Origin of the sequence: Sporosarcina sp. P13, from assembly GCF_002743055.1 — a bacterium.
In the GTDB taxonomy this organism is placed as follows: Bacteria; Bacillota; Bacilli; order Bacillales_A; family Planococcaceae; genus Sporosarcina.
Genome location: NZ_PDYM01000008.1, coordinates 1 through 20,732, shown reverse-complemented (window position 1 = coordinate 20,732; position 20,732 = coordinate 1). Strand labels below are relative to the sequence as shown.

General features: G+C 39.8%; 21 protein-coding genes. 12 read left to right on the top strand and 9 right to left on the bottom strand.

Features of this window, described 5'->3' with window-relative positions:
- The first annotated feature begins 47 nt into the window (after nt 1-47).
- Together CSV79_RS06030 and CSV79_RS06025 are read left to right on the top strand one after the other, a co-directional pair.
- On the top strand, nt 48-488 hold the full coding sequence (locus CSV79_RS06030; RefSeq protein ID WP_099688142.1) for a YtxH domain-containing protein: 441 nt from the start codon (nt 48-50) through the stop codon (nt 486-488).
- Nucleotides 489-523: 35 nt separating this feature from the next.
- On the top strand, nt 524-1,471 hold the full coding sequence (locus CSV79_RS06025; protein ID WP_099688141.1) for a YihY/virulence factor BrkB family protein: 948 nt from the start codon (nt 524-526) through the stop codon (nt 1,469-1,471).
- A 44-nt stretch (nt 1,472-1,515) separates the two neighbouring features.
- On the opposite strand, the gene CSV79_RS06020 is transcribed toward CSV79_RS06025, so the two are convergent.
- The 5 genes from CSV79_RS06020 to CSV79_RS06000 all read right to left on the bottom strand — a co-directional run bounded on the left by CSV79_RS06020 (nt 1,516) and on the right by CSV79_RS06000 (nt 7,578).
- Nucleotides 1,516-3,420 carry a heavy metal translocating P-type ATPase gene (locus tag CSV79_RS06020; RefSeq protein WP_099688140.1) on the bottom strand — a complete coding sequence of 635 codons (1,905 nt, stop codon included), beginning with the start codon at nt 3,418-3,420 and terminating at the stop codon, nt 1,516-1,518.
- Between the two features lie 275 nt (nt 3,421-3,695).
- Nucleotides 3,696-5,228 carry a fumarate hydratase gene (locus CSV79_RS06015; protein ID WP_099688139.1) on the bottom strand — a complete coding sequence of 511 codons (1,533 nt, stop codon included), beginning with the start codon at nt 5,226-5,228 and terminating at the stop codon, nt 3,696-3,698.
- Between the two features lie 23 nt (nt 5,229-5,251).
- Entirely contained in the window at nt 5,252-5,422 is a 171-nt protein-coding gene (locus CSV79_RS16975; RefSeq protein WP_099688138.1) for an SE1561 family protein, read from the bottom strand.
- A gap of 365 nt (nt 5,423-5,787) precedes the next feature.
- Nucleotides 5,788-6,588 carry a delta-lactam-biosynthetic de-N-acetylase gene (gene pdaA, locus CSV79_RS06005; RefSeq protein WP_099688137.1) on the bottom strand — a complete coding sequence of 267 codons (801 nt, stop codon included), beginning with the start codon at nt 6,586-6,588 and terminating at the stop codon, nt 5,788-5,790.
- Between the two features lie 93 nt (nt 6,589-6,681).
- Nucleotides 6,682-7,578 (bottom strand): TIGR01777 family oxidoreductase, encoded by an 897-nt coding sequence (locus CSV79_RS06000; RefSeq protein WP_099688136.1) that lies wholly within the window; start codon nt 7,576-7,578, stop codon nt 6,682-6,684.
- A gap of 92 nt (nt 7,579-7,670) precedes the next feature.
- Between CSV79_RS06000 and recX the strand changes: the two genes are divergently transcribed.
- Together recX and CSV79_RS05990 are read left to right on the top strand one after the other, a co-directional pair.
- The gene (recX, locus tag CSV79_RS05995) at nt 7,671-8,483 is read left to right on the top strand and encodes a recombination regulator RecX (protein WP_099688135.1); all 813 of its coding nucleotides are present in this window, start codon (nt 7,671-7,673) and stop codon (nt 8,481-8,483) included.
- Nucleotides 8,473-8,805 carry a YfhH family protein gene (locus CSV79_RS05990; RefSeq protein ID WP_099688134.1) on the top strand — a complete coding sequence of 111 codons (333 nt, stop codon included), beginning with the start codon at nt 8,473-8,475 and terminating at the stop codon, nt 8,803-8,805. Before recX ends, CSV79_RS05990 begins: the two co-directional genes overlap by 11 nt.
- Before the next feature lie 406 nt (nt 8,806-9,211).
- On the opposite strand, the gene CSV79_RS05985 is transcribed toward CSV79_RS05990, so the two are convergent.
- Nucleotides 9,212-10,195, bottom strand: coding sequence for a metal-dependent hydrolase (locus CSV79_RS05985; RefSeq protein WP_099688133.1), 984 nt, complete (start codon nt 10,193-10,195; stop codon nt 9,212-9,214).
- A 106-nt stretch (nt 10,196-10,301) separates the two neighbouring features.
- Between CSV79_RS05985 and mutY the strand changes: the two genes are divergently transcribed.
- The 4 genes from mutY (at nt 10,302) to CSV79_RS05965 (ending at nt 14,311) form a co-directional block, all read left to right on the top strand.
- Entirely contained in the window at nt 10,302-11,348 is a 1,047-nt protein-coding gene (gene mutY, locus CSV79_RS05980) for an A/G-specific adenine glycosylase (RefSeq protein ID WP_099688132.1), read from the top strand.
- A gap of 72 nt (nt 11,349-11,420) precedes the next feature.
- The gene (locus tag CSV79_RS05975; protein ID WP_099688131.1) at nt 11,421-11,741 is read left to right on the top strand and encodes a gamma-type small acid-soluble spore protein; all 321 of its coding nucleotides are present in this window, start codon (nt 11,421-11,423) and stop codon (nt 11,739-11,741) included.
- A 202-nt stretch (nt 11,742-11,943) separates the two neighbouring features.
- Nucleotides 11,944-12,492 (top strand): nucleoside tri-diphosphate phosphatase, encoded by a 549-nt coding sequence (gene ntdP / locus CSV79_RS05970; protein WP_099688130.1) that lies wholly within the window; start codon nt 11,944-11,946, stop codon nt 12,490-12,492.
- A gap of 73 nt (nt 12,493-12,565) precedes the next feature.
- Complete coding sequence (locus CSV79_RS05965; RefSeq protein ID WP_099688129.1) at nt 12,566-14,311, top strand: ABC transporter ATP-binding protein; 1,746 nt, start codon at nt 12,566-12,568, stop codon at nt 14,309-14,311.
- Between the two features lie 42 nt (nt 14,312-14,353).
- Here the strand turns inward: CSV79_RS05965 and CSV79_RS05960 are convergent, their stop codons facing one another.
- Together CSV79_RS05960 and CSV79_RS05955 are read right to left on the bottom strand one after the other, a co-directional pair.
- Nucleotides 14,354-15,433 carry an FUSC family protein gene (locus tag CSV79_RS05960; protein ID WP_099688128.1) on the bottom strand — a complete coding sequence of 360 codons (1,080 nt, stop codon included), beginning with the start codon at nt 15,431-15,433 and terminating at the stop codon, nt 14,354-14,356.
- A 61-nt stretch (nt 15,434-15,494) separates the two neighbouring features.
- On the bottom strand, nt 15,495-16,796 hold the full coding sequence (locus CSV79_RS05955) for a glutamate-1-semialdehyde 2,1-aminomutase (protein ID WP_099688127.1): 1,302 nt from the start codon (nt 16,794-16,796) through the stop codon (nt 15,495-15,497).
- 171 nt (nt 16,797-16,967) lie between these two features.
- On the opposite strand from CSV79_RS05955, the gene bcp reads away from it, so the two are divergent.
- From bcp to perR, 3 genes are all read left to right on the top strand, one after another.
- Nucleotides 16,968-17,441: a thioredoxin-dependent thiol peroxidase gene (bcp, locus tag CSV79_RS05950; protein WP_099688126.1), complete on the top strand. Its 474-nt coding sequence runs from the start codon at nt 16,968-16,970 to the stop codon at nt 17,439-17,441.
- A gap of 11 nt (nt 17,442-17,452) precedes the next feature.
- On the top strand, nt 17,453-18,397 hold the full coding sequence (locus CSV79_RS05945) for a D-2-hydroxyacid dehydrogenase (protein WP_099688125.1): 945 nt from the start codon (nt 17,453-17,455) through the stop codon (nt 18,395-18,397).
- Nucleotides 18,398-18,518: 121 nt separating this feature from the next.
- Complete coding sequence (perR, locus tag CSV79_RS05940) at nt 18,519-18,974, top strand: peroxide-responsive transcriptional repressor PerR (RefSeq protein ID WP_099688124.1); 456 nt, start codon at nt 18,519-18,521, stop codon at nt 18,972-18,974.
- Between the two features lie 21 nt (nt 18,975-18,995).
- On the opposite strand, the gene CSV79_RS05935 is transcribed toward perR, so the two are convergent.
- Nucleotides 18,996-19,364 carry a YgzB family protein gene (locus tag CSV79_RS05935; RefSeq protein ID WP_099688123.1) on the bottom strand — a complete coding sequence of 123 codons (369 nt, stop codon included), beginning with the start codon at nt 19,362-19,364 and terminating at the stop codon, nt 18,996-18,998.
- Between the two features lie 158 nt (nt 19,365-19,522).
- Here CSV79_RS05935 and CSV79_RS05930 point away from each other — a divergent pair, with 158 nt between their 5' ends.
- Nucleotides 19,523-20,386: a nucleotidyltransferase-like protein gene (locus CSV79_RS05930; RefSeq protein ID WP_369824929.1), complete on the top strand. Its 864-nt coding sequence runs from the start codon at nt 19,523-19,525 to the stop codon at nt 20,384-20,386.
- Nucleotides 20,387-20,732 lie beyond the last annotated feature (346 nt).

Here is a 20,732-nt window from a genome sequence, read left to right as displayed (position 1 = left end):
GTGGGTATAATGAAGTGAAAGGTTTACGTGAAAAGGAGGCGAATTTCATGGGTTCTAATAAGTTGGGAACATTTATTGTAGGTGGCGCGTTACTTGGTGCGGCGGTAAGTATGTTGGACCGCACGACAAGACAACAAACGGTCACTTTGGCACGGACTTCATTTGAAAAAGCGATGTATTACAAAGAAAATCCTGATGTAATGAAAAAACAATTGCAAGAAAAGAAAGATCAAATGCAAACGTTATTCGAGCAAGTAAAAGATGATGTAGAATACGTTAAATCCCAAGTGGATGAAATTAAGACATTGACTCCACAAGTAAAAGAGATGTTTGCTGATACAAAAGAAGCGTTTACTGATTCCAAATCGGAATATGAACAAATCATAGAGGACGATTCCACAGCAGCATCTACTGCTACTGTAACTAAGGATAATTCATTACCCCCAATGGTTCAAAAAAAAAACGTAGTCCCGCTAGAGAATCAATAAATATTCAATCGATAAACGAAAGGGGGACACATGAGTTGAAAGATCATGAACGTACCCCTTCTTCCAAATCAGATAATGCATCCGCAGCAGATAAGGTGAAAACGTTTATCGAAGATGTTAAGGATGGGGAAGGGGAAGATTTCAATCCCGCTACAACGAGTGGTTTCATTAAGCAGTTAATCATCCGTGTGAAAGAATTGGATGTTTCTGCTTCAGCATCACAGTTAGCTTTCTTTTTCTTATTGTCATTATTCCCTCTATTAATCTTCCTGTTTACGTTGTTGCCATACTTAAATCTTGATCAAAACCAGATTTTTATGTTCATTCGTGAGTACGCGCCAGAAAGCACTGCTGCATTAATAGAGTCTACTTTGTCTGAAGTTCTAGATAATAGAAGTGGTGGCTTATTATCTGTTGGTATCCTTGCTACTATTTGGTCCGCATCTAAAGGAATGGGTGCGATATCAAAAGGTCTGAATCAAGCATATGAGGTAGAAGAAGATCGAAACTTTTTTATTTCAAAAGGGTTGTCGATAGGGTTTACGATTATGCTGATTGCTACAGTTATAAGTGCTTTAGTTTTACCGATATTCGGAGAACCAATCGGTAAGTTCTTATTCTCCTTTATGGGATTAGAAGATTCTTTCTTAACGATTTGGACTTCGATTCGATTTGCAATACCACCCGTGTTGATTTTCGTTGTGTTTTCTTTATTATATTGGATCGTACCGGATGTTGACTTGCGTTTTAAAAGTGTAATTCCGGGGTCCGTATTTGCGACAATTGGATGGATCATTACATCATCGTCTTTCTCTTTCTACATTAGTAATTTCAGTAGCTACGCCAATACGTATGGTAGTATCGCTGGTATCATAGTGCTGATTATGTGGCTTTATCTGTCAGCTATTATTCTGATACTTGGTGGTACCATCAATGCAGTAATGAAGGAACGATATGAGAAAAAGCAGCAAGTGACATCATGAAAACAGGCACGAAAGGAAATATTTCCTTTCGTGCCTGTTTTTTATTATTCTATTTTATTGAGCATCCGTAAACCATTGAGAATGACAAGGATCGTACTGCCTTCATGTCCAATAACGCCTAGGGGTAGATCAACTACTTGCATGAAGTTAGAAATGATTAAAATCGCAATGACTGCTATAGAGAAGAATACATTCTGCTTCACTATCCGTTGCATTTTTCTTGAAAGCTTTATCGCATATGACAATCGATTCAAATCGTTCTGCATAAGTACGACGTCAGCGGTCTCTAGAGCGACGTCCGTTCCTTCGCCCATTGCAATCCCTGAAGTAGCTGTTGCAAGTGCAGGTGCGTCATTGATGCCGTCTCCTACCATGCCTACTGTACGGTATTCATTTAATAATTTCTTCAACTCGTTAACTTTCTCCTCAGGTAGGCATTCGGCGACATAAGAATCTACCCCAACTTCATCTGCAATCGCATGAGCAGTCTTTTCATTATCCCCAGTGAGCATAACTGTCCGAATACCAAGAGCTTGCAATGCTTGAATTGAAGATACTGCCTCTTTTCGTAAGGTATCTTTCAATGCGGCTAATGCTACAATGCCTTTGTCATCTTTCATAAAAATAACAGTTTTACCTTCATTAGCAAGTGTAGTAGCAATATTATGTTCAAAACTTTCTACTAAATCAACTCCGACGAATTTAGGATTACCAATTCGGATATCGCCCATTGCTGTTTCTGCTTTAATACCGTAGCCTGGTACATCTTCGATATGAAGATTACGTTCAGGTGTTACTTGTTGCTCCTCAGCATATTTAGTGATAGCTCTGGCTAATGGGTGATTGGACATTGCCTCAACCCCTGCAAACAAAGCAAGTGCTTCTTTAGGATTGGTTCCTTCACGAACGATGAAGTCCATTACAATCGGCTTACCAGTCGTTAATGTTCCCGTTTTATCAAAAGCAAAAGCATTCAATGTACTCAAATGTTCCAAGTGAACGCCACCTTTGAATAAAACTCCTCTTTTCGCACCGTTAGACACGGCCGCTAACGTCGCTGGCATAATAGCAGCCATTAATGCACAAGGAGAAGCAACGACTAACAATACAATCGCCCGGTAGAATGTTGTTGTCCAATCCCAGTTGAATAGGAAGTGGGGGAGGAACATCATGATGACAACAGCAACTAAGACAATTTTTACATAAGAGCCTTCGAAACGTTCGATGAATTGTTGTGAAGGAGATTTTTCACTTTGCGCATTTTGAACCATCGCAATAATTTTTTGGAATAGAGTCTCAGAGCTTGGTTTCGTCATTGTCATTCGAATAGTACCGCTAAGGTTTACTGTACCTGCAAATAACTCATCGTTTTCCTGTTTTGTAACCGGTATGGACTCTCCATTGATTGCGGACATATCAATGGACGTGATGCCACTTAACACTTGCCCATCCACTGGAACACGTTCGCCCGGTTTTACAAGTAGAACATCACCGATAGATAAAGAAGTGATAGATACTTCTTCTTCGCTACCGTCATCTTTTATCAACCAAGCGACTTCAGGTTGCAATTCCATCAATGAAGAAATTTCTTTATGGCTTTTATTTAGTGTATATGTTTCAAGTGCGCCGCTAATTGCGAAAATAAATATTAAAATAGCACCTTCCGCCCAGTAGCCAATAATGCCAGAGCCGATCGCTGCGAAAACCATTAACATTTCCACATTCAGTTCTTTGTTTTTAATCGTCTCTTCAATACCTTCTTTCGCCTTAGCGTATCCACCGATTAAAAAGGCTATGATATACAAGGTGATTGAGAATGTCTCTGTACCGCTTTTACTTAACAGCCAAGCTGTTAAAATTAAAACTCCAGATATTATAGCTGCTAGTAACTCTAAACGAGCAGACCAATCAATCTCTTGTTGAGGATGTTCTTTGATATGGGTTGTCATTTGCTCTCCTCCTAATTGATAATGAATTTCAATTTCAAATGTCTGATTAAAGCATCAAAGTCGACTCTACAGTAGTAGAATCGACTTTTGGTCTTTTAAAAAGAATTATTATGAAGTTGTAATTGTTATTATCTATAGTATAGCAGTTGCTGTGGATTAGTGTTACAAAAATGATTAGGTTTTAGCAAATATATCGATAACAATAAAAGAGACTGCAAGGAAACTCTATAGGTTAGAGTTTCTTTGCAGTCAGAACTAGCGAAAGGTTTAAGGGATTAGTTAAATACTTTTTCTTTGTATTGAGATAGTTTTTCGAGTGAAGATTTATCGATATCGGCATGTAGACTATTACCATGTGAGTCCATTGTGACGACAGCTGTAAAGTCTTCAACGCGTAAATGCCACAGAGCTTCTGGGATACCGAACTCCAGTAAATCGACACCTTCTACTTCTTTAATACAGTCGGCATAGTATTGTGCCGCTCCACCGATTGCGTTTAAGTACACGCCGCCATGCTCTTGAAGTGCAGCTAATGTTTTTGGTCCCATGCCGCCTTTACCGACAACTGCACGAATACCGAACTTCTTCATGATATCGCCTTGATACGGCTCTTCACGAATAGACGTCGTTGGACCAGCTGCTTTAATTTCATACTTGCCTTCTTCGTTTTTCAATACAACAGGTCCGCAGTGGTAGATCACTTGGCCGTTTAAATCTACAGGTGCGTCATTCTCTGATAAATGCTTATGGATTGCATCGCGTCCTGTGTACATACGACCAGAGATTTTCACAACATCCCCTACGCGTAAGTCGCGAATTTCTTCCTCTGAAATAGGTGCTTGCAATTCTACAACACGTGCAGTTGATTTTGTTTCTTCTGCTGGTTGTTCAAATGCAATTTTTTCACCTTCATTATAATGCCAATCTGTTATTTCTCCAGACTCAACATTAATGTTCACTGCCATACGACGGTATGCCCAGCAATTATACGCTACAGATACATAGAAACTTGCAGGAATTCGGTGCATCACGCCAATTTTACATCCAAGCAATGTTGCTTCGCCGCCGAAGCCCATCGTTCCAATTCCAAGCGTGTTTGCTTTTTCGAGTATGTAGTCTTCTAATTGAGCAAGTTCTGCGTTCGGGTTAACGTCTGTAACATCACGGAAGAGTTGATCTTTCGCCAAGTCATATCCAGAAGAACGGTCCCCACCGATTCCTACACCGATAAATCCTGCAGAACAACCTTGTCCTTGTGCTTGATAAACGGAATGTAAGATACACTTACGGATTCCATCTAAATCACGTCCCGCACGTCCAAGACCTTCAAGTTCAGTAGGTAGGCTATACTGGATGTTTTTGTTTTCACATCCGCCACCTTTAAGGATTAACTTCGCTTCGATATAATCTTCTTCCCATTGTTCGAACTTCACGACAGGTAGGCCGAGACCTAAGTTATTTCCACTATTATCACCAGTCAACGAATCAACTGCGTTTGGACGAAGTTTCCCGTGTTTAGTAGCAAGTTCTATTGCTTTTAGGATAGCCGCTTTGATCTCCAATTGGTTAACTCCAATGGGTGTTTTAATCTTGAATGTAGGTAGTCCAGTATCTTGGCAAATAGGAGATAGTTTATCGTCCGCCATATTGATATTTTGTGCAATTGTATCAAGGCTCATTGCTGAACTTGTACCTTTGTTTTCTTTTTCTTTGGCTGCAAGGATTGCACGGCGAACATCCTTAGGTAAGTTTGTGGATGTTTCGCAAATTAGGTCATATATACTTTTTTCAATCGACTCTATGTACATCTCAAATCCCCCGTTACACTCTATTATTTTTTATAACTTTCCATCTGTTCTTCTAACTCATCTAATAATGTAATTAGTCGATCGATATCTTGGATGTCCGTGTTTTCCGGTTCCACTGCTTCTAAAGTTTCAATGAATTGATTGAAGCGATTTTTTAGTTCGACGACTTGGTCTTTATTATGTGATGTGTCCATACGTCCACCTCTTTCCATCATTGATATCGTATATGAAAATGCTGCCTTTTTCAATCTGATTTTTCATGAACGACAACGGGGGAGCTACTTATCGTTTAGAAAGGATGAAAAAAATTATTAATTTTAACTAAAACGCTTTACAATTAACTGAATAGTTGTTATAGTTGGATTAATCAAAAGAAAAGGAGGTCGTAGTTATAAAGGCGAATCGAATCCTAGACACATAACAACGAAGGAGGGGATCCGTACAGTCCGATAGCAGTAGATATATTGGATAACTACGAATGTATAATGCAAATTGAAGATGAATCAAATAATTAGGGACCTTATCTGTTGGCAAGATACATACAGATAAGGTCTCTTATTTATTGGATACTCGATTGTTTATTTTCGTATTCATCTACTAATTGATCAAGCGTATGAAATTTATAACCTTGTTTTTTTGCATCACGAATAAAGTCTGGTAAAGCTTCGGCATTATCAGAAGATACGGTATGCATGAGAATAACCGCACCAGGATGCAGTTGATTCATCAATTCGTTATAGGCATAGGCCTTTCCTTTTGGTTGATCACGATGCCAGTCGATGAAAGCAACGGACCAGAAAATATGACGATACCCAAGATCATTTCCTACTTGCAATAGCTTCGCATTAAAAACTCCTTCCGGTGGTCGCGCATAAATTGTCCGTTTTTGACCTGTCGTTTTGCGGAGTGCTTCATCAAGTCTTTCCCATTCTTCCTTCATTTCTTGTTCAGATAAATTGGCCATATTTGGGTGATCATACGAGTGATTTCCAATACCATGACCATCTTTCACCATACGTTTTACTAAATCACTGGCGCTTTTTACATAATGGCCGGTTAAGAAAAACGTAGCGGGGGCTTTCTCTTTTTTTAGCGTATCTAAAATGCTTTCTGTATAGCCATTTTCATACCCGTTATCAAATGTTAAATACACTACTTTTTTATCGCCCGATCCTTTATAGATCGCACCATAATCATCAAGTAGCTGATCTAGCTGCGCACCTGCAGAAGGAGGTACGCCGTCAGTCGCTTTTTTAAAACCCCAATGAAACGCCTCTGCTTGTACAGCAAATGGATTGACAATAACTCCCACTATGACTAGGCAAATCGCCATAAAAATTCCTACAATATGTTTAGCCATACAACTTCACTCCTTTTTAAAGAGTATGTGTAGTTGAATTTTTTCTATGTAAATAAGCTTACAGATGAGTGAATATCCCTGTAAGCTTAAGTTTCACAATAAATTTTTTAATGCGGGTTCAAGCGAAGGATAGCGGAATGTAAAGCCTTTTTCAAGTAGCTTCTTAGGCAATACATGTTGTCCTTTTAGTACAATAATACTCTTTTCACCTAAAGCTAATTCCATTGCGAAACTAGGGACGGGGAACCAGTGCGGTCTATACAATACTTTTGCAATCGTCTTCCCGAAGGCATTCATATGCATCGGACTAGGTGCTACTACATTGACAGGACCTTCAATCGCATCACTTTCCAATGTAAACAGAATAGCATTGGCGACATCTTCAACGTGAACCCACGAAAACCATTGATTGCCGGATCCAATCTTTCCCCCAGCAAATAATTTATAGGGTAATTGGATGAGAGGAAGTGCGCCGCCATCTTTACCAAGAACAATCCCGAATCGAGTGAATACAGTACGTACATCAAAGTCGTACGCTGTTTGTGCCAGATGCTCCCAATCATAAACGGTTTTAGCGAGGAAATCATCACCAACTGCATTAGACTCTTCTGTGTATTCCTCAGTTAGTGATTGAGGATAAATACCAATTGCGCTTGCATTTACTAATACACTAGGTTTCTTAGGTAGAGACTTAATAATCCGTAATACCTCAGCTGTAGCTGTTATACGGCTGTCATAAATTTGCCTTTTACGTTCTTCCGTCCAGCGACCATTATCGATTGATACCCCTGCTAAATTTACAATCGCATCAATTTCATCGATTTCATCTTCTGGTGACGCGTGATCAGTTAACCATTGAACATACTGAACGCCATTATGTTTTGATGATGGTTTACGTGTGAAGATGATGACGTCATGTCCATGCTTCTGCAATTTCTCTGTTAATATACTACCGATGAAACCAGTTCCTCCCGTAATCACCACTCTCATAGTGATTCCCCTCCAATCTATAAAAATTAATACACTATTGCTGACCACCACCAAAAGAAACGGTATACTAGAACAAAGTAGGTGATGAAGAAGTGCCGCTTATTACTAAAATATCACAGCAAAAAAGAGATAAAGAACGTTATAACATCTTTGTTGATGAACAATATGCTTTTAGTGTCCATGAAACTGTCCTTGTGAAATTTGAGCTCACAAAAGGAATGACCTTAGACGATTGGGCGTCTGATGAAATTGTCTACGCAGATCAAATCGAAAAAGCGTTTAATCGTGCATTACACTTTTTATCTTTCCGGATGCGTAGTGAGATGGAAGTCAAAAAGAAGCTTCTTGAAAAAGACTATGGTGAAGCAGTTGTCTTAGAAGCAATCGTTAAACTAAAACGACTAGGTTTCCTCAATGATGAAGCCTTTTCTGAAGCACTCGTGCGTACGGAAAAGAACAGCTCGTTAAAAGGACCGCGAGCTATTGCGCAATCTCTCTATAAGAAGGGTATACCCAAAGAACTTCAAACTCAAGCATTGGAGGAATATACGATGGAAGATCAGATGCAAAACGCATTAAAGCTTGCTGAGAAAACAATTCGCTCAAACAGCTCACAACCTCCAGCGCAAGTAAAACAGAAAATCCAAAACACATTAGTTAGAAAAGGTTTCTCATACCAACAAATATCAGAAGTACTCGGTAAAGTTACGATTGAACGCGATGAGGATGAATGGTCAGACATTACGGAGAAATTTGGTGAAAAGGCATGGAGGCGCTATCAAAGCAAATACTCCGGCTCTGACCTTAGGCAGCGTGTAAAACAATCAATGTATCAAAAAGGAATCCCACTTGCTCAAATTGATCAATTTATTGAAAAGAAAAGGAATGAAGAAGATGGCTACTGATAAACATTATAGTGAAATGAATGAAAATGAATTACGTACCGAAATTGGTTTGCTTATGGAAAAGGCGCGTAAAGCAGAACAGATGGGTATGATAAGCGAATATGCTGTTCATCAGCGTAAAGCGGTTCTCGTGCAATCATATTTAGTCGATCCAGCAACGATTGTGCCGGGTGAGATTTATCGTATCGAAGGCGACACGGGAGTGTTCTTCCAAGTTGATTACTTAAAAGGTTTATTCGCATGGGGTCATCGCCTAGGGGGAGAAAAAGCCATCGAAGCCTTGCCGTTAGCAATGTTGAAAGATGTTAAAAGCGGGAAGTAAGAAAAAGAATTAGGAAGTGGAAAGGCTCCCGTTACACTGCGCACCAGGCGGACGCGTTCGGGAGGATCTGCCTTACGCTACGCTTCACTAGTGTTTTCTTCTGAAGGTAGCGAGTGAGATATTCAGCTTCGCACTTTATCATTCATTTGAATTTTAAAAGGTGAAAAAGCTACGATTAGTCACTTGAAAACTACAATGAAGTCTCAAAGTACTTATAGTCTAAAGTTACACCCGCAAGACAAACGTTCCCCTCTGTAGCGAGAGCCGTTGTGAAGTACGGCTTTGGCGAGTAAAAGCGGAGCGTTAGGAGCAGATCTTTGCCGGAAATGCCGAACGACATATGAAGGTTATTTTCTCGTACCAACAAACTAAAAAAGAACGCTCGTGCCATTCGCACGAACGTTCTTTAATTATTTGGAATGAATTTAAGTTTTTTACGGAGCTTGTCTTCTGAGAAGATCCAGCCTGTATAAGAATTGACTATTTCCAACTCTTCATTGACATGCGCAACCGCAACGAACGGATAATATCCCTTACTTCTGTAACGTAAATCGATCAGTCGAACTTCGTATAGATCTTCCACATGAGTGATCGACCAGCGATACAAAGGGGAGAACGATACGAAAGCCTTTAAGTTGGGATCTTTCAATGCCGCTTCCACTTGTGGTGACATCGGCATAACCTCACGTTCAAAGCGATCATAAATAGTAATCGAACGCCCATAGGCTCGTCCTACGTAATGATCCGTTTCAGTCGTTGCTGCTATACGCCATTGGAAGAAATTCATAGTCGGTGCGATGAAAATATCCGTAGCGCCAGGCAACGTCTTTTTCACTGCGTTTTTCACCGCTGCTTTGACAGCGAAACGCAGTAAGTAATAGAAGAACAGAACGATGTATAGTGTAGACATTGTCGCGACGGGTTCTGTTCCGAAAAACCATGCCAAAATAGCGATGACGTGGAGTGCGAAAATAATAGGGTCAAACGTGTTGATGACTCCTATAGCAACCCACTTTTGCGAAAACGGACGGAGTGCTTGCGTGCCGTATGAATTAAATATATCTACAAAAACGTGTATAAACACTGCTAGAAATGTCCATGCCCAAACATGAAGAAATACAGATTCGGGAACGATGAAAGACAGTATCATTGATAATACTAACGGCCATAACAATACAGCCGGAACGGAATGTGTAATGCCTCTGTGATTCCGTAAATAGACAGCGTTATTCCGTAATTTAAGCACAGTATCAATATCGGGGATTAATGAACCAAACATAATACCCGCAAAGACTGCACCCATTGTGGATGGATCAGATGCTACAATTGGATCTGCAAATGCTAATCCGCTGATCGCAATGCCCATAGCAATATGTGTGCCTGTATCCAAAGAATCACTCCTTTATCGAAAGAGTCGGTTATTGTCAAACACTATACTAATTATATACCCATTTGTATGAGAACTAAAAGTATTTGAACGGAGAATCGAAGTTACTATGCATATAATTGAACAGAAAAAGGCTTTCCAACAGGCTTTATTGTCTTGGTATGAAGCTGAAAAAAGAGATTTACCTTGGAGAAGAACAAATAATCCGTATTATATTTGGATCTCCGAAGTGATGTTACAGCAGACGCGTGTTGATACGGTCATTCCTTACTATGAGCGATTTATCGAAAAGTTTCCGACGATGCAAGATTTGTCGAATGCCGAGGAAGAAGAAATTTTAAAAATGTGGGAAGGTCTTGGCTATTATTCACGGGTCCGTAATTTACAATCAGGTGTCCGGGAAGTTGTCGAAAGTTATGGTGGAACTGTCCCTAATAATAGAAAAGAGATTTCAACGTTAAAAGGTGTAGGGCCTTATACAGCAGGTGCCATTTTAAGTATTGCCTATGGCGTGCCAGAACATGCGGTAGATGGAAATGTCATGCGAGTGCTATCAAGAATATTGTTAATTGAAGAAGATATAGCATTGTTACGCAATAAGAAGATATTTGAACAAGCAGTAATGGAACTTATTTCAGAAGAGGATCCATCATCCTTTAATCAAGCGTTGATGGAACTAGGCGCTACCATTTGTACACCTAACCCTCGATGTTTATTATGTCCCGTTCGCGATTTTTGTATCGCGTATGAAGAAGGTAAACAACAGCAACTGCCGATAAAAATTAAAAAGCAGAAGATGAAACACATCTCGCTCGCATCATTTGCGATTCAAAATGAAGAAGGAAAATGGTTAATGCAAAAAAGACCTAGCACGGGATTACTTGCCGGACTATGGGAATTTCCGATGGTCGAATTACAACAGTTACCTGCAATAGAAGCATTTGAAAAGGAAAGCGACCTGCAATTGAAAAACGTGACGGAGTTGGCAAGATTCCCCCACGTGTTTTCGCATATTACGTGGGATATTCATGCATATCGTGCGCAATTTATCGATATAGATACAGATGGAACATTGCAATTCTTTACGAAAGAACAAATAGAAGCATTGCCGAAATCTAAACCCGTATTGAAAATGATTGACTGTATTGATTGGTAAAAAATTCATAATAACTATCTGAATAAAAATATGTCAGATGGACATCATTAGGGGTACGGAGGTGAATAATCCATGCCAAAGCAACCAAAACAAAATGCTCAATACGATGCATCACAAACAGATGCTAAAAAGGTACGTCAGCAGAATGCGCAATCTGCCATGCAGCAATCAATGAATGAGGAGTTCGCTTCCGAGACGGATGTTAATCAAGTTCGTCAGCAAAACGCACAGTCTGCAATGAATATGCAGTCTGCCTCTGCGCAGTCTTCTATGAATGAAGAATATGCATCTGAAACAGATGTAAACGAAGTGAAAAGGCAAATTCAACAAGCAGAAGCGAATAAGAAAAATGCTTCAAGCGCAAGTGCGAACCAAAATAAAGGTTCATACTAAGTGTGAATACCCTTGAAACCGGTAGAAATGGCTAACGTAAGCCATTTCTACCGGTTTTATTATGGATAAAAACATGCAGTAGACCTACGAAATTCATGTAAATACGAAATAGATGGTTGAAACGTTTTAAATTTGGGAACGCAGTTGGTATAATGAACAGATAGTAAGAGTAGTGGCATAAGGCTTAAAGGTGGTAGAGAAAATGGCAATTCCTAAAGAAGGAGAATCGATTCAGATCCACAGCTACAAACATAACGGCAAGATTCACCGCGTCTGGCAAGAGACGCTCGTACTGAAAGGAACCCGCAATATTATCATCGGAGGCAACGAACGCACACTCGTGACAGAATCGGACGGACGTACATGGCTAACGCGTGAGCCATCCATTTGTTATTTCCATGCGGAGAACTGGTTCAATATCATCTGTATGCTACGTGAAGATGGTGTCTATTATTATGTCAATATGAGTTCGCCATTTGTATACGATGAAAAGTCATTAAAGTATATCGACTACGATTTAGATGTAAAAGTGTTCCCGGATATGAGTTATTTGATATTAGACGAAGATGAATATGCGGATCATAAACGTCAAATGAATTATCCCGAAGTGATCGATCAAATTTTACAAGATAATTTAAAGAAGTTGTTGGGCTGGATCAAACAAAGAAAAGGACCATTTGCACCTGATTTCATAGAGGTATGGACATCAAGGTATGAGTTCTATAAGCAAATTCAGGACGAACAACGCTAGGCCTGCTTGCATTCGTGCGAGTCAGGTTTTTTTATTGAATGTATCGTTCTTGGGAATTCGTAGGAGGCACGGTATGGGCGAAAGTATTAAGCGCTATCTTCAATTTGTAAAACCGTATAACTGGCTAATTATCGTTACTGTTCTGATTGGGGTAGTGAAATTTGCTATCCCGCTATTTTTACCTTTATTAATTAAGATTGTAATTGACGACATTATCGGTTCACCGACTATGTCCGATCCAGATAAAACGAAGTACTTATTTTATTGGTTAGGCGGAACGATTATTGTATTCTTTTTGATACGTCCACCGGTTGAATATTATCGGCAGTATTACGCACAATATGTCAGCAATAAAATCTTGTTTGATATACGGCAGTCGCTTTATGGCCATTTGCAGAAACTGGGCTTGCGTTTTTATTCCAATACACGTGCAGGTGAAGTAATTTCTCGGGTTATCAATGACGTAGAGCAAACGAAAAACTTTGTGATGATCGGTCTTATGAACGTATGGCTTGATTTGGCAACAATTGTTATTGCGATCGCCATAATGCTAACGCTTGATGTAGAGCTAACACTCGTAACATTAATTGCTTTTCCGTTTTACGCATTTAGTGTTAAACATTTCTTCGGGAAGTTACGTAAATTGACTAGAAAACGATCACAAGCGCTTGCCGATGTGCAAAGTTATTTGCATGAACGAGTGGCGGGAGTCAGTATTATTAAAAGCTTTGCAATCGAAGACAAAGAACAAGAGCGCTTTGATGAAGTGAATAATAATTTCTTGGATCGTGCACTTGATCATACACGTTGGAACGCTAAAGCTTTCGCTGTTGTGAATACGATTACCGATGTAGCACCATTACTTGTAATCGGCTACGCAGGCTATCAAGTAATCAATGGTTCATTATCTGTTGGAACTATGGTTGCGTTTATCGCATTCATAGAGCGTTTGTATTCACCGTTACGTCGATTGGTTAATTCCTCCACATCTTTGACGCAGTCGTTCGCTTCTATGGATCGGGTGTTAGATTTGATGAATGAAAAATATGATGTAGTAGATAAGGAAAACGCTAAACAACTGCCACCAATCGATGGTGAAATCCAATTCGATCATGTGAGCTTCGCTTATGAGGAAGAAATGGTGCTGAATAATATTAGTTTGAAAATACGCCCTGGCGAAACCGTAGCGCTTGTCGGTATGAGTGGGGGTGGGAAGTCAACAATTATTAGTTTGATTCCACGTTTCTATGATGTGACTGCAGGAGCGATTCGGGTAGATGGACATGATATCCGCGATGTACAAGTGAAGTCGTTGCGTGATCAGATTGGTATGGTACTGCAAGACTCCATTTTATTTAGCGACTCAGTAAAGAGTAATATTTTAATGGGTAAGCCAGACGCGACCGATGAAGAAGTTATTGTAGCGGCTAAAGCGGCAAATGCGCATGATTTTATTACGACATTGACTGAAGGGTATGATACGCGAGTAGGGGAGCGAGGTGTGAAGTTATCAGGTGGACAAAAGCAGCGAATTGCGATTGCGCGTGTGTTTTTGAAAAATCCAGCCCTGTTAATTTTGGATGAAGCGACTTCCGCACTTGATTTAGAAAGCGAAGCACTTATTCAAGAGTCGCTTGATCGTTTAGCGCATGAACGTACGACGTTGATTGTTGCGCATCGACTATCCACGATTACTCACGCAGATTGCATTTATGTAATCGATCATGGGGAATTGAAAGAATCAGGTACGCACCAGGAACTGATGAGTAAAGACGGTGTATACGCCGGACTATTCAATCGTCAAGAACTAGGTGGATGATAAAAAGGTGGCCCACTGGACAAAAGTCCGGGGCCACCTTTTTTAATAGAATTCATCTTCTAAAGCATTGTCTTCATCTTCAAATCGGGATTGATAAGAAGTAATGAGCGTATCTAAATGTTCCAGTTGTTCTTCGTAGTTTAGCATAGAAGAAAGGACGTGAAGTAAATGGTAGGCGGAAAATTCCTCTTCCTCTTTTGTTAGCGCGATTTCCTTTGCAAAAATCTCCATCACTTCTTGTCGTTGAATAAATTCACTATGCAGTTCATTTTCATCTCGATCAGCTTTTAACTTTCCGACGAATTTTAAATGTAACTGCTCATGATAAACGAGTAACGCTTCTAGACGCTCTTGAATCATCATCCGGAAGTGTTCCGGTAGATTAATGAGTTCATTTTCAAATTGATGCAGTCTTTTCAATACATCATAACTACTACGAGTAGTTGTAATCATTTGTCGATATACAACGAGCCGTCTTGCTTTAGAAGTAGATGTTTTTTTAATGTAACTGCGTTCTTCTTTAAATAATAAGTATAGTTGATCAATTTGTATAAGACGTTCTTTTACTTTGCTTAAGGATTTCTTTGTTGCAGAGTGCTCAGAAGCTTGACGACCAGCTAGACGCGTCCAACGAATAATTTCGTCCTGTGCTTGGTGGATCGCCTGAAATAGTTTCGTTTCATATTTCGGTGGCATAAACACCAAGTTAACCAAGAAAGCTGCTAGTACACCGACGAGAATGGTAGCTACTCGCAGTAAAGCAAAGGTAAAGAAGTCATCGCCTTTTACTTCCATTACTGCAATCATAGTAACAAGTGCGAGTGAAATAGACTTCTCTAGACCGAGCTTTAACATAATAATCATAACGATGACTGCGGCCAATCCAACAACTACTAATTGCGGACCGAAAATTAGCGTAAAGACAACTGCTACAGTAGCACCGATTAAGTTACCTTGAAGCTGTTCGATTATCGTTAAATAGGATCTGTAAATAGATGGCTGGATTGCAAAAATGGCTGCGATTCCTGCAAAAACTGCGGTAGGTAACTCGAGTAATTGTGCAAGAAACAGTGCAATTACAATCGCAATACCCGTCTTAAAGACGCGGGCACCAAGTTTCATTGGGTAATTCCTTTCCTTTAAAATCTCTTTTTTGCTACTTTACAATATTGCTGTGAAGTGGTCAATTGATCTTTACTGTTAATGCTTTAAATGAACGATCTACAGCATCTAAAGTTTCCTCTATATCTTTTTCTGTATGTGCAGTCGTTAAAAACCAAGCTTCATACTTAGAAGGTGCAAGATTGATACCATTTTTCAACATTTCTTTGAAGAAACGTGCGAACAACTCTCCGTCTGTAGCTTCCGCTTGTAAATAATTCTCTACAGTAACATCAGTGAAGAATAGTGTCAGCGCACCACCTAAACGATTGATAGTCATGACAATGCCGTATTTCTTCGCTAGCTGCAAAATACCTTCTTCTAGTAAACCGCCTAGACGATTCATTTCATCATAGACACCAGGCTCTTGTAATACTTCTAAACAAGCAATCCCAGCGATCATAGATGCGGGATTTCCTGCCATCGTACCCGCTTGATATGCAGGGCCGAGTGGAGCGACTTGTGCCATAATTTCTTTTTTACCGCCGTACGCACCGATTGGCAAACCACCACCAATGATTTTACCGAAAGCCGTTAGATCAGGTTGAAGTCCAAGTAATGACTGTGCTGCTCCGTAATGGAAGCGGAATGCGGTAATCACTTCATCATATACAGTGAGTACACCTTTTGCGACAGCTAACTCATGAACTAATTCCAAGAAGCCTTCGTTTGGTTCTACGATTCCGAAGTTCCCGACGATGGGTTCGATTAGAATACAAGCTAGTTCGTCCCCCCATTTATCCATTGCTACTTTATAACTCTCCGGATCATTAAAAGGAATCGTAATGACTTCATTTGCGATGGAAGGAGGAACACCTGCAGAGTCTGGAGTTCCGAGTTGTGCAGGACCTGAACCAGCAGCAACTAATACAAGGTCGGAGTGTCCATGATAGCAACCAGCAAATTTCATAATCTTTGTACGGCCGGTATATGCTCTGGCTACACGGATTGTCGTCATAACAGCTTCTGTTCCTGAGTTCACAAAACGAACTTTATCCATTCCAGGAATAGCTTCCTTCAGCATTTTTGCAAACTGAACTTCATGACGTGTAGGTGTTCCGTATAATACGCCATTTTCTGCCGCGGTCGTGATAGCTTTTGTAATATGTGGGTGTGCGTGTCCTGTAATGATTGGACCATACGCCCCTAAATAGTCAATATAGCGATTACCATCAACATCATAAAAATAAGCGCCTTGTGCACGTTCCATCACTGTAGGTGCTCCGCCGCCAACTGCTTTATAGCTGCGTGCGGGACTATTAACCCCACCTACGATATGCTCGCATGCTTCTGCGTAGATTGCTTCTGAATTTTTTCGGTTCATTTGTAATTCCTCCAAATTATTTCTACGCCTTTCATTTTAGCACTAATCCGTAACAAGTCTCCACCTTCAGCGCCTCAATGCGGTAAATTGAAAAATTCAATAATTTCAGCTACGATAAGAAAGGAGTTGTTTTAGGATATAATATTTGAAAATTATCGAGGGGGTTATGTAATGGAAAAGTTAGAAGGTTTACAAGCGCCATTGTTCTCTTTATCGAATGAGAAGGGGGAAGTGGTTTCATTAGAACAATTTATAGATAAGAAGTATATAGTATTGTACTTTTATCCGAAAGACTCAACGCCAGGTTGTACAACAGAGGCTTGTGATTTCCGTGATGCGGTGAAAGATTTTGAAGAACTAGACGCGGTAATTTTGGGGGTCAGTCCCGATCATGAAGCATCGCATCAGAAATTCATAGAAAAACACGGGTTGCCATTTTCACTACTAGTCGATGAAGACCATGCGGTAGCTAAGCAATATGGTGTGTGGAAGCTGAAGAAAAACTTTGGTAAAGAGTATATGGGTATTGAGCGATCGACGTTTTTGATTGATCCGTCGGGTACAGTTGTGAAAGAGTGGCGGAAAGTTCGCGTAAAAGGCCATGTAGAAAACGCTCTAACAGTACTTCAGGAATTGAAAAAATAGGGGGAGCGGCTATGAAGATATTATTTACGTTTAGAGTGAAAACCGCGTTTAAAGAAAAAATAAGCGAAAAGTATCCTAACGTTGAGTTTATCTATACGACTTCTATTGATGAAGTTTCATTGGAAGACGTAGAGGTGATTGCGACGGAAGGGGAAGATCTGACATCTGAAAATATAGCGCGTGCGAATGCGTTGAAATGGGTTATGGTGGCGGCAGTAGGTGTGGATACACTTCCATTAGAAGCTCTACAAAAAAAAGGTGTTATCGTTACAAATTCTCGTGGAGTTCATAAAATGCCGTTGGCAGAATCAGTACTTGCTCATTTATTATCGCTTGAACGTGGGTTGCCAGGTATTTATCAAAGGCAGGTAGAAAAACGCTGGAAGTTAGATACCATACCTGGTGAAGTGAATGGATCCACTGCATTAATCGTCGGAACAGGTGAGATAGGTGGAGAAATTGGCCGGCTTTTACAAGTTTTTCATGTACATACAATCGGCTGCAATCGGTCGGGGCATGAAAGTGCGTCTATGAATGAAACGATTTCATTCCCGGAAATTATGGGAAAGCTACCTGAAGTGGATTACTTGATTTCAATTTTACCAAGCACACCTGATACGAGATGGATTTATCAGCCAGAGCACTTTGAGGCGATGAAGAGTTCAGCTATCTTTATTAACGTAGGTAGGGGAGACGTAGTTAAAGAAAAAATCGTTATTGATGCACTGCAGAATAATGAAATCCGCCATGCGGTGTTAGACGTTTTTGAAACAGAACCCTTAGCTGAATCTAGTCCGCTTTGGGAACTTCCGAACTGTACGGTATCTCCGCATATGTCCAGTTTATCCGACCAATATATCAAACGTTCACTCGGCATTATGGAAACCAACTTAGCTAAATGGTTAACGGGAGACGAAGCGTTAGTCAATAAAGTGGATTTATCTAAAGGATACTAATTACGGTGCGATAACGAAACACGCTAATAACTAGCAAAATGTTGACAGTTCCCCTCTTTATTGAGTACACTAATTATAATGATTATAAAGAAGTGATCTTTATGAAGAGAGGTGCATTACGATGCCTGGAGTGTATTTAAAAGACGCGCTTGTAACGTTGAAAGAAAGTGGTGTGCGGATTACTCCACAGCGACATGCAATTCTGGAGTATTTAATCACTTCTCAATCTCACCCGACAGCTGATGAAATTTATAAAGCGCTTGAAGCGGATTTTCCGAACATGAGTGTAGCAACAGTCTATAATAATTTACGAGTGTTTCAAAATGCGGGACTTGTAAAAGAGTTGACGTACGGCGATGCATCGAGTCGTTTTGATTTCGTGACTCATGATCACTACCATATTATTTGTGATGATTGTGGAAAGATTGTAGATTTTCATCATCCCGGTTTAGAAGAAGTGGAACGTCTAGCAGCGCATGTAACTGGTTTTAAAGTGAATTCACATCGTTTAGAAGTGTATGGCACGTGCCCGGCTTGTGCGGCAGGTCAAAAAACGGAAGTGCAAAAAAGAGTGTAACCCCCTAGGGTTACACTCTTTTTATTTGAAGGATTCTTCTTGCGGTTTTTTAGTTTTATTGTAGGCAACATCGAACTCTTTACCTTCCAATTCTAGATCTAATGTCAATGGTTCACGGCAGTGCCCGCACATATCTACCCGTCCAAGCATTTTCGTGTGCTTACCGCAGTTCGGACATTTAACTCGCGCTGCTCTAGTAGACAATGTACCAATCCAAGCGTATACAACTGTACTTCCGATTATAGCAATTACGCCTAGCAACATGAATATCAACATAATGATTTCATTTGAACGGAAGAAGATTCCGATGTACATAATGACGACCCCGATGAAAATAAGAGACAGGGCAAATGATCGAATACGATTTATTTTATTTTTATAAGGTTTCATCTATAATATCCTCCTATGCACTATCCTCAACTAATATAACATATTATGAAAAAATTGCAGTACAATCTCCCTTTAAATTAAAGGATATTATGTGAAATTCGTCGAAATAGAGTATTTGAGGCATTAAGAATAGACTGGGAGGCGAGAAAGTGGAACAAATGCTACGGCCGGTATACCAGGAAAGAGCGAGTTTATCAGACACGCTTAGTGTTCTTCTAATCGGAAATCAGAGAGAAGATGATCCGATTACCGATACATTCGATGAAATTCTATTAATTATTACTTCGAATAGCGATATACGTATCCAAACGAAACACTATTCAGATGGCCAGCGTAAAGCAGCCATGCATATCATTAGTGAGCAACAGTTACTACATTGGTTGTTAGTCGGGACAAATAAGAAGATTATTGATTGGCTGATTTTAGGAAAAATCTATTTTGACCGTGATGAGTATGCAGAACGGTTGAAGCAAAGGTTATCTAAAGAACCATTATTCGGTAGGGGTATTAAAATGGGTATGGAATTAGCTAAAATGATTCGCGCTTATAATGAAGGGAAAATTCATTTTGAAAGAAAACAGTATATGGATTCTTATCTATATGCAATTACTTCACTTCACCATCTGGCAAGGATGGTCGCGATTAAGCATAATACGTTACCTGAAAATACAGTGTGGTCCCAAATGAAAAAGATAGATCCTGCCGTTTATAAATTATATGAAGAATTGATTGGCAGTGAAGAAGAGCTCGAGAAGCGATTAAACTTGGTTTTCCTTGCTAGTGAATTTTTCATCCATAATCACACGAATGAAGCTTCTGAACATTTGCTTAATATTCTAAGTCGAAAAGTTACTTGGAATATTCAAGAGTTGCATGAACACGACGAGTTGTCACTGTATTCATCTGACTTAGAGTTTTTTATTGAGTATTTAATAGATAAAAGACTTATTGAGACTACTAACGTAGAGTCTAAGAATGATTTTCTGTTTCATAGAGAATACCGCATAGCAAGGGAGTACTAGAAGGTGTAGAGCGGTTCTTTTGATCGCTCTATAATTTTATTAAGAAAGTTGTTGACATATTAAATAGGTGCATGCTATTATAGTAAATGTCGCTTGGGAGAAACGTTCTCGACGCAAAGCGTACATCACTCCGAAAAAAGAATTTTAAAAAATGCTTGACGAGTGAAAAGAAGATGTGCTATATTAGAGAAGTCGCTTTTACAAGAAGTGCAAAACACGAACCTTGAAAACTGAACAGCAAAACGTTAACGAAATAAACGTTTGTGCATCGACTCTGTCGGTGACATAAACAAAATGAGTATCTTAATTGATGCCAGCAAATGAAACTCGAGCTAATCGAATTTCT

Bases quoted from the DNA above. Each gene is read 5' to 3' on its own strand.
- mutY (WP_099688132.1), top strand. From the start codon at position 10,302: ATGCATATAATTGAACAGAAAAAGGCTTTCCAACAGGCTTTATTGTCT.
- CSV79_RS06000 (WP_099688136.1), bottom strand. From the start codon at position 7,578: ATGAGAGTGGTGATTACGGGAGGAACTGGTTTCATCGGTAGTATATTA.
- ntdP (WP_099688130.1), top strand. From the start codon at position 11,944: ATGGCAATTCCTAAAGAAGGAGAATCGATTCAGATCCACAGCTACAAA.
- CSV79_RS05965 (WP_099688129.1), top strand. From the start codon at position 12,566: ATGGGCGAAAGTATTAAGCGCTATCTTCAATTTGTAAAACCGTATAAC.
- CSV79_RS05975 (WP_099688131.1), top strand. From the start codon at position 11,421: ATGCCAAAGCAACCAAAACAAAATGCTCAATACGATGCATCACAAACA.
- CSV79_RS06020 (WP_099688140.1), bottom strand. From the start codon at position 3,420: ATGACAACCCATATCAAAGAACATCCTCAACAAGAGATTGATTGGTCT.
- pdaA (WP_099688137.1), bottom strand. From the start codon at position 6,588: ATGGCTAAACATATTGTAGGAATTTTTATGGCGATTTGCCTAGTCATA.
- CSV79_RS06030 (WP_099688142.1), top strand. From the start codon at position 48: ATGGGTTCTAATAAGTTGGGAACATTTATTGTAGGTGGCGCGTTACTT.
- bcp (WP_099688126.1), top strand. From the start codon at position 16,968: ATGGAAAAGTTAGAAGGTTTACAAGCGCCATTGTTCTCTTTATCGAAT.
- CSV79_RS06015 (WP_099688139.1), bottom strand. From the start codon at position 5,228: ATGTACATAGAGTCGATTGAAAAAAGTATATATGACCTAATTTGCGAA.
- CSV79_RS05945 (WP_099688125.1), top strand. From the start codon at position 17,453: ATGAAGATATTATTTACGTTTAGAGTGAAAACCGCGTTTAAAGAAAAA.
- CSV79_RS05930 (WP_369824929.1), top strand. From the start codon at position 19,523: ATGCTACGGCCGGTATACCAGGAAAGAGCGAGTTTATCAGACACGCTT.
- CSV79_RS05960 (WP_099688128.1), bottom strand. From the start codon at position 15,433: ATGAAACTTGGTGCCCGCGTCTTTAAGACGGGTATTGCGATTGTAATT.
- CSV79_RS05935 (WP_099688123.1), bottom strand. From the start codon at position 19,364: ATGAAACCTTATAAAAATAAAATAAATCGTATTCGATCATTTGCCCTG.
- CSV79_RS16975 (WP_099688138.1), bottom strand. From the start codon at position 5,422: ATGGACACATCACATAATAAAGACCAAGTCGTCGAACTAAAAAATCGC.
- perR (WP_099688124.1), top strand. From the start codon at position 18,519: ATGCCTGGAGTGTATTTAAAAGACGCGCTTGTAACGTTGAAAGAAAGT.
- CSV79_RS05990 (WP_099688134.1), top strand. From the start codon at position 8,473: ATGGCTACTGATAAACATTATAGTGAAATGAATGAAAATGAATTACGT.
- CSV79_RS05955 (WP_099688127.1), bottom strand. From the start codon at position 16,796: ATGAACCGAAAAAATTCAGAAGCAATCTACGCAGAAGCATGCGAGCAT.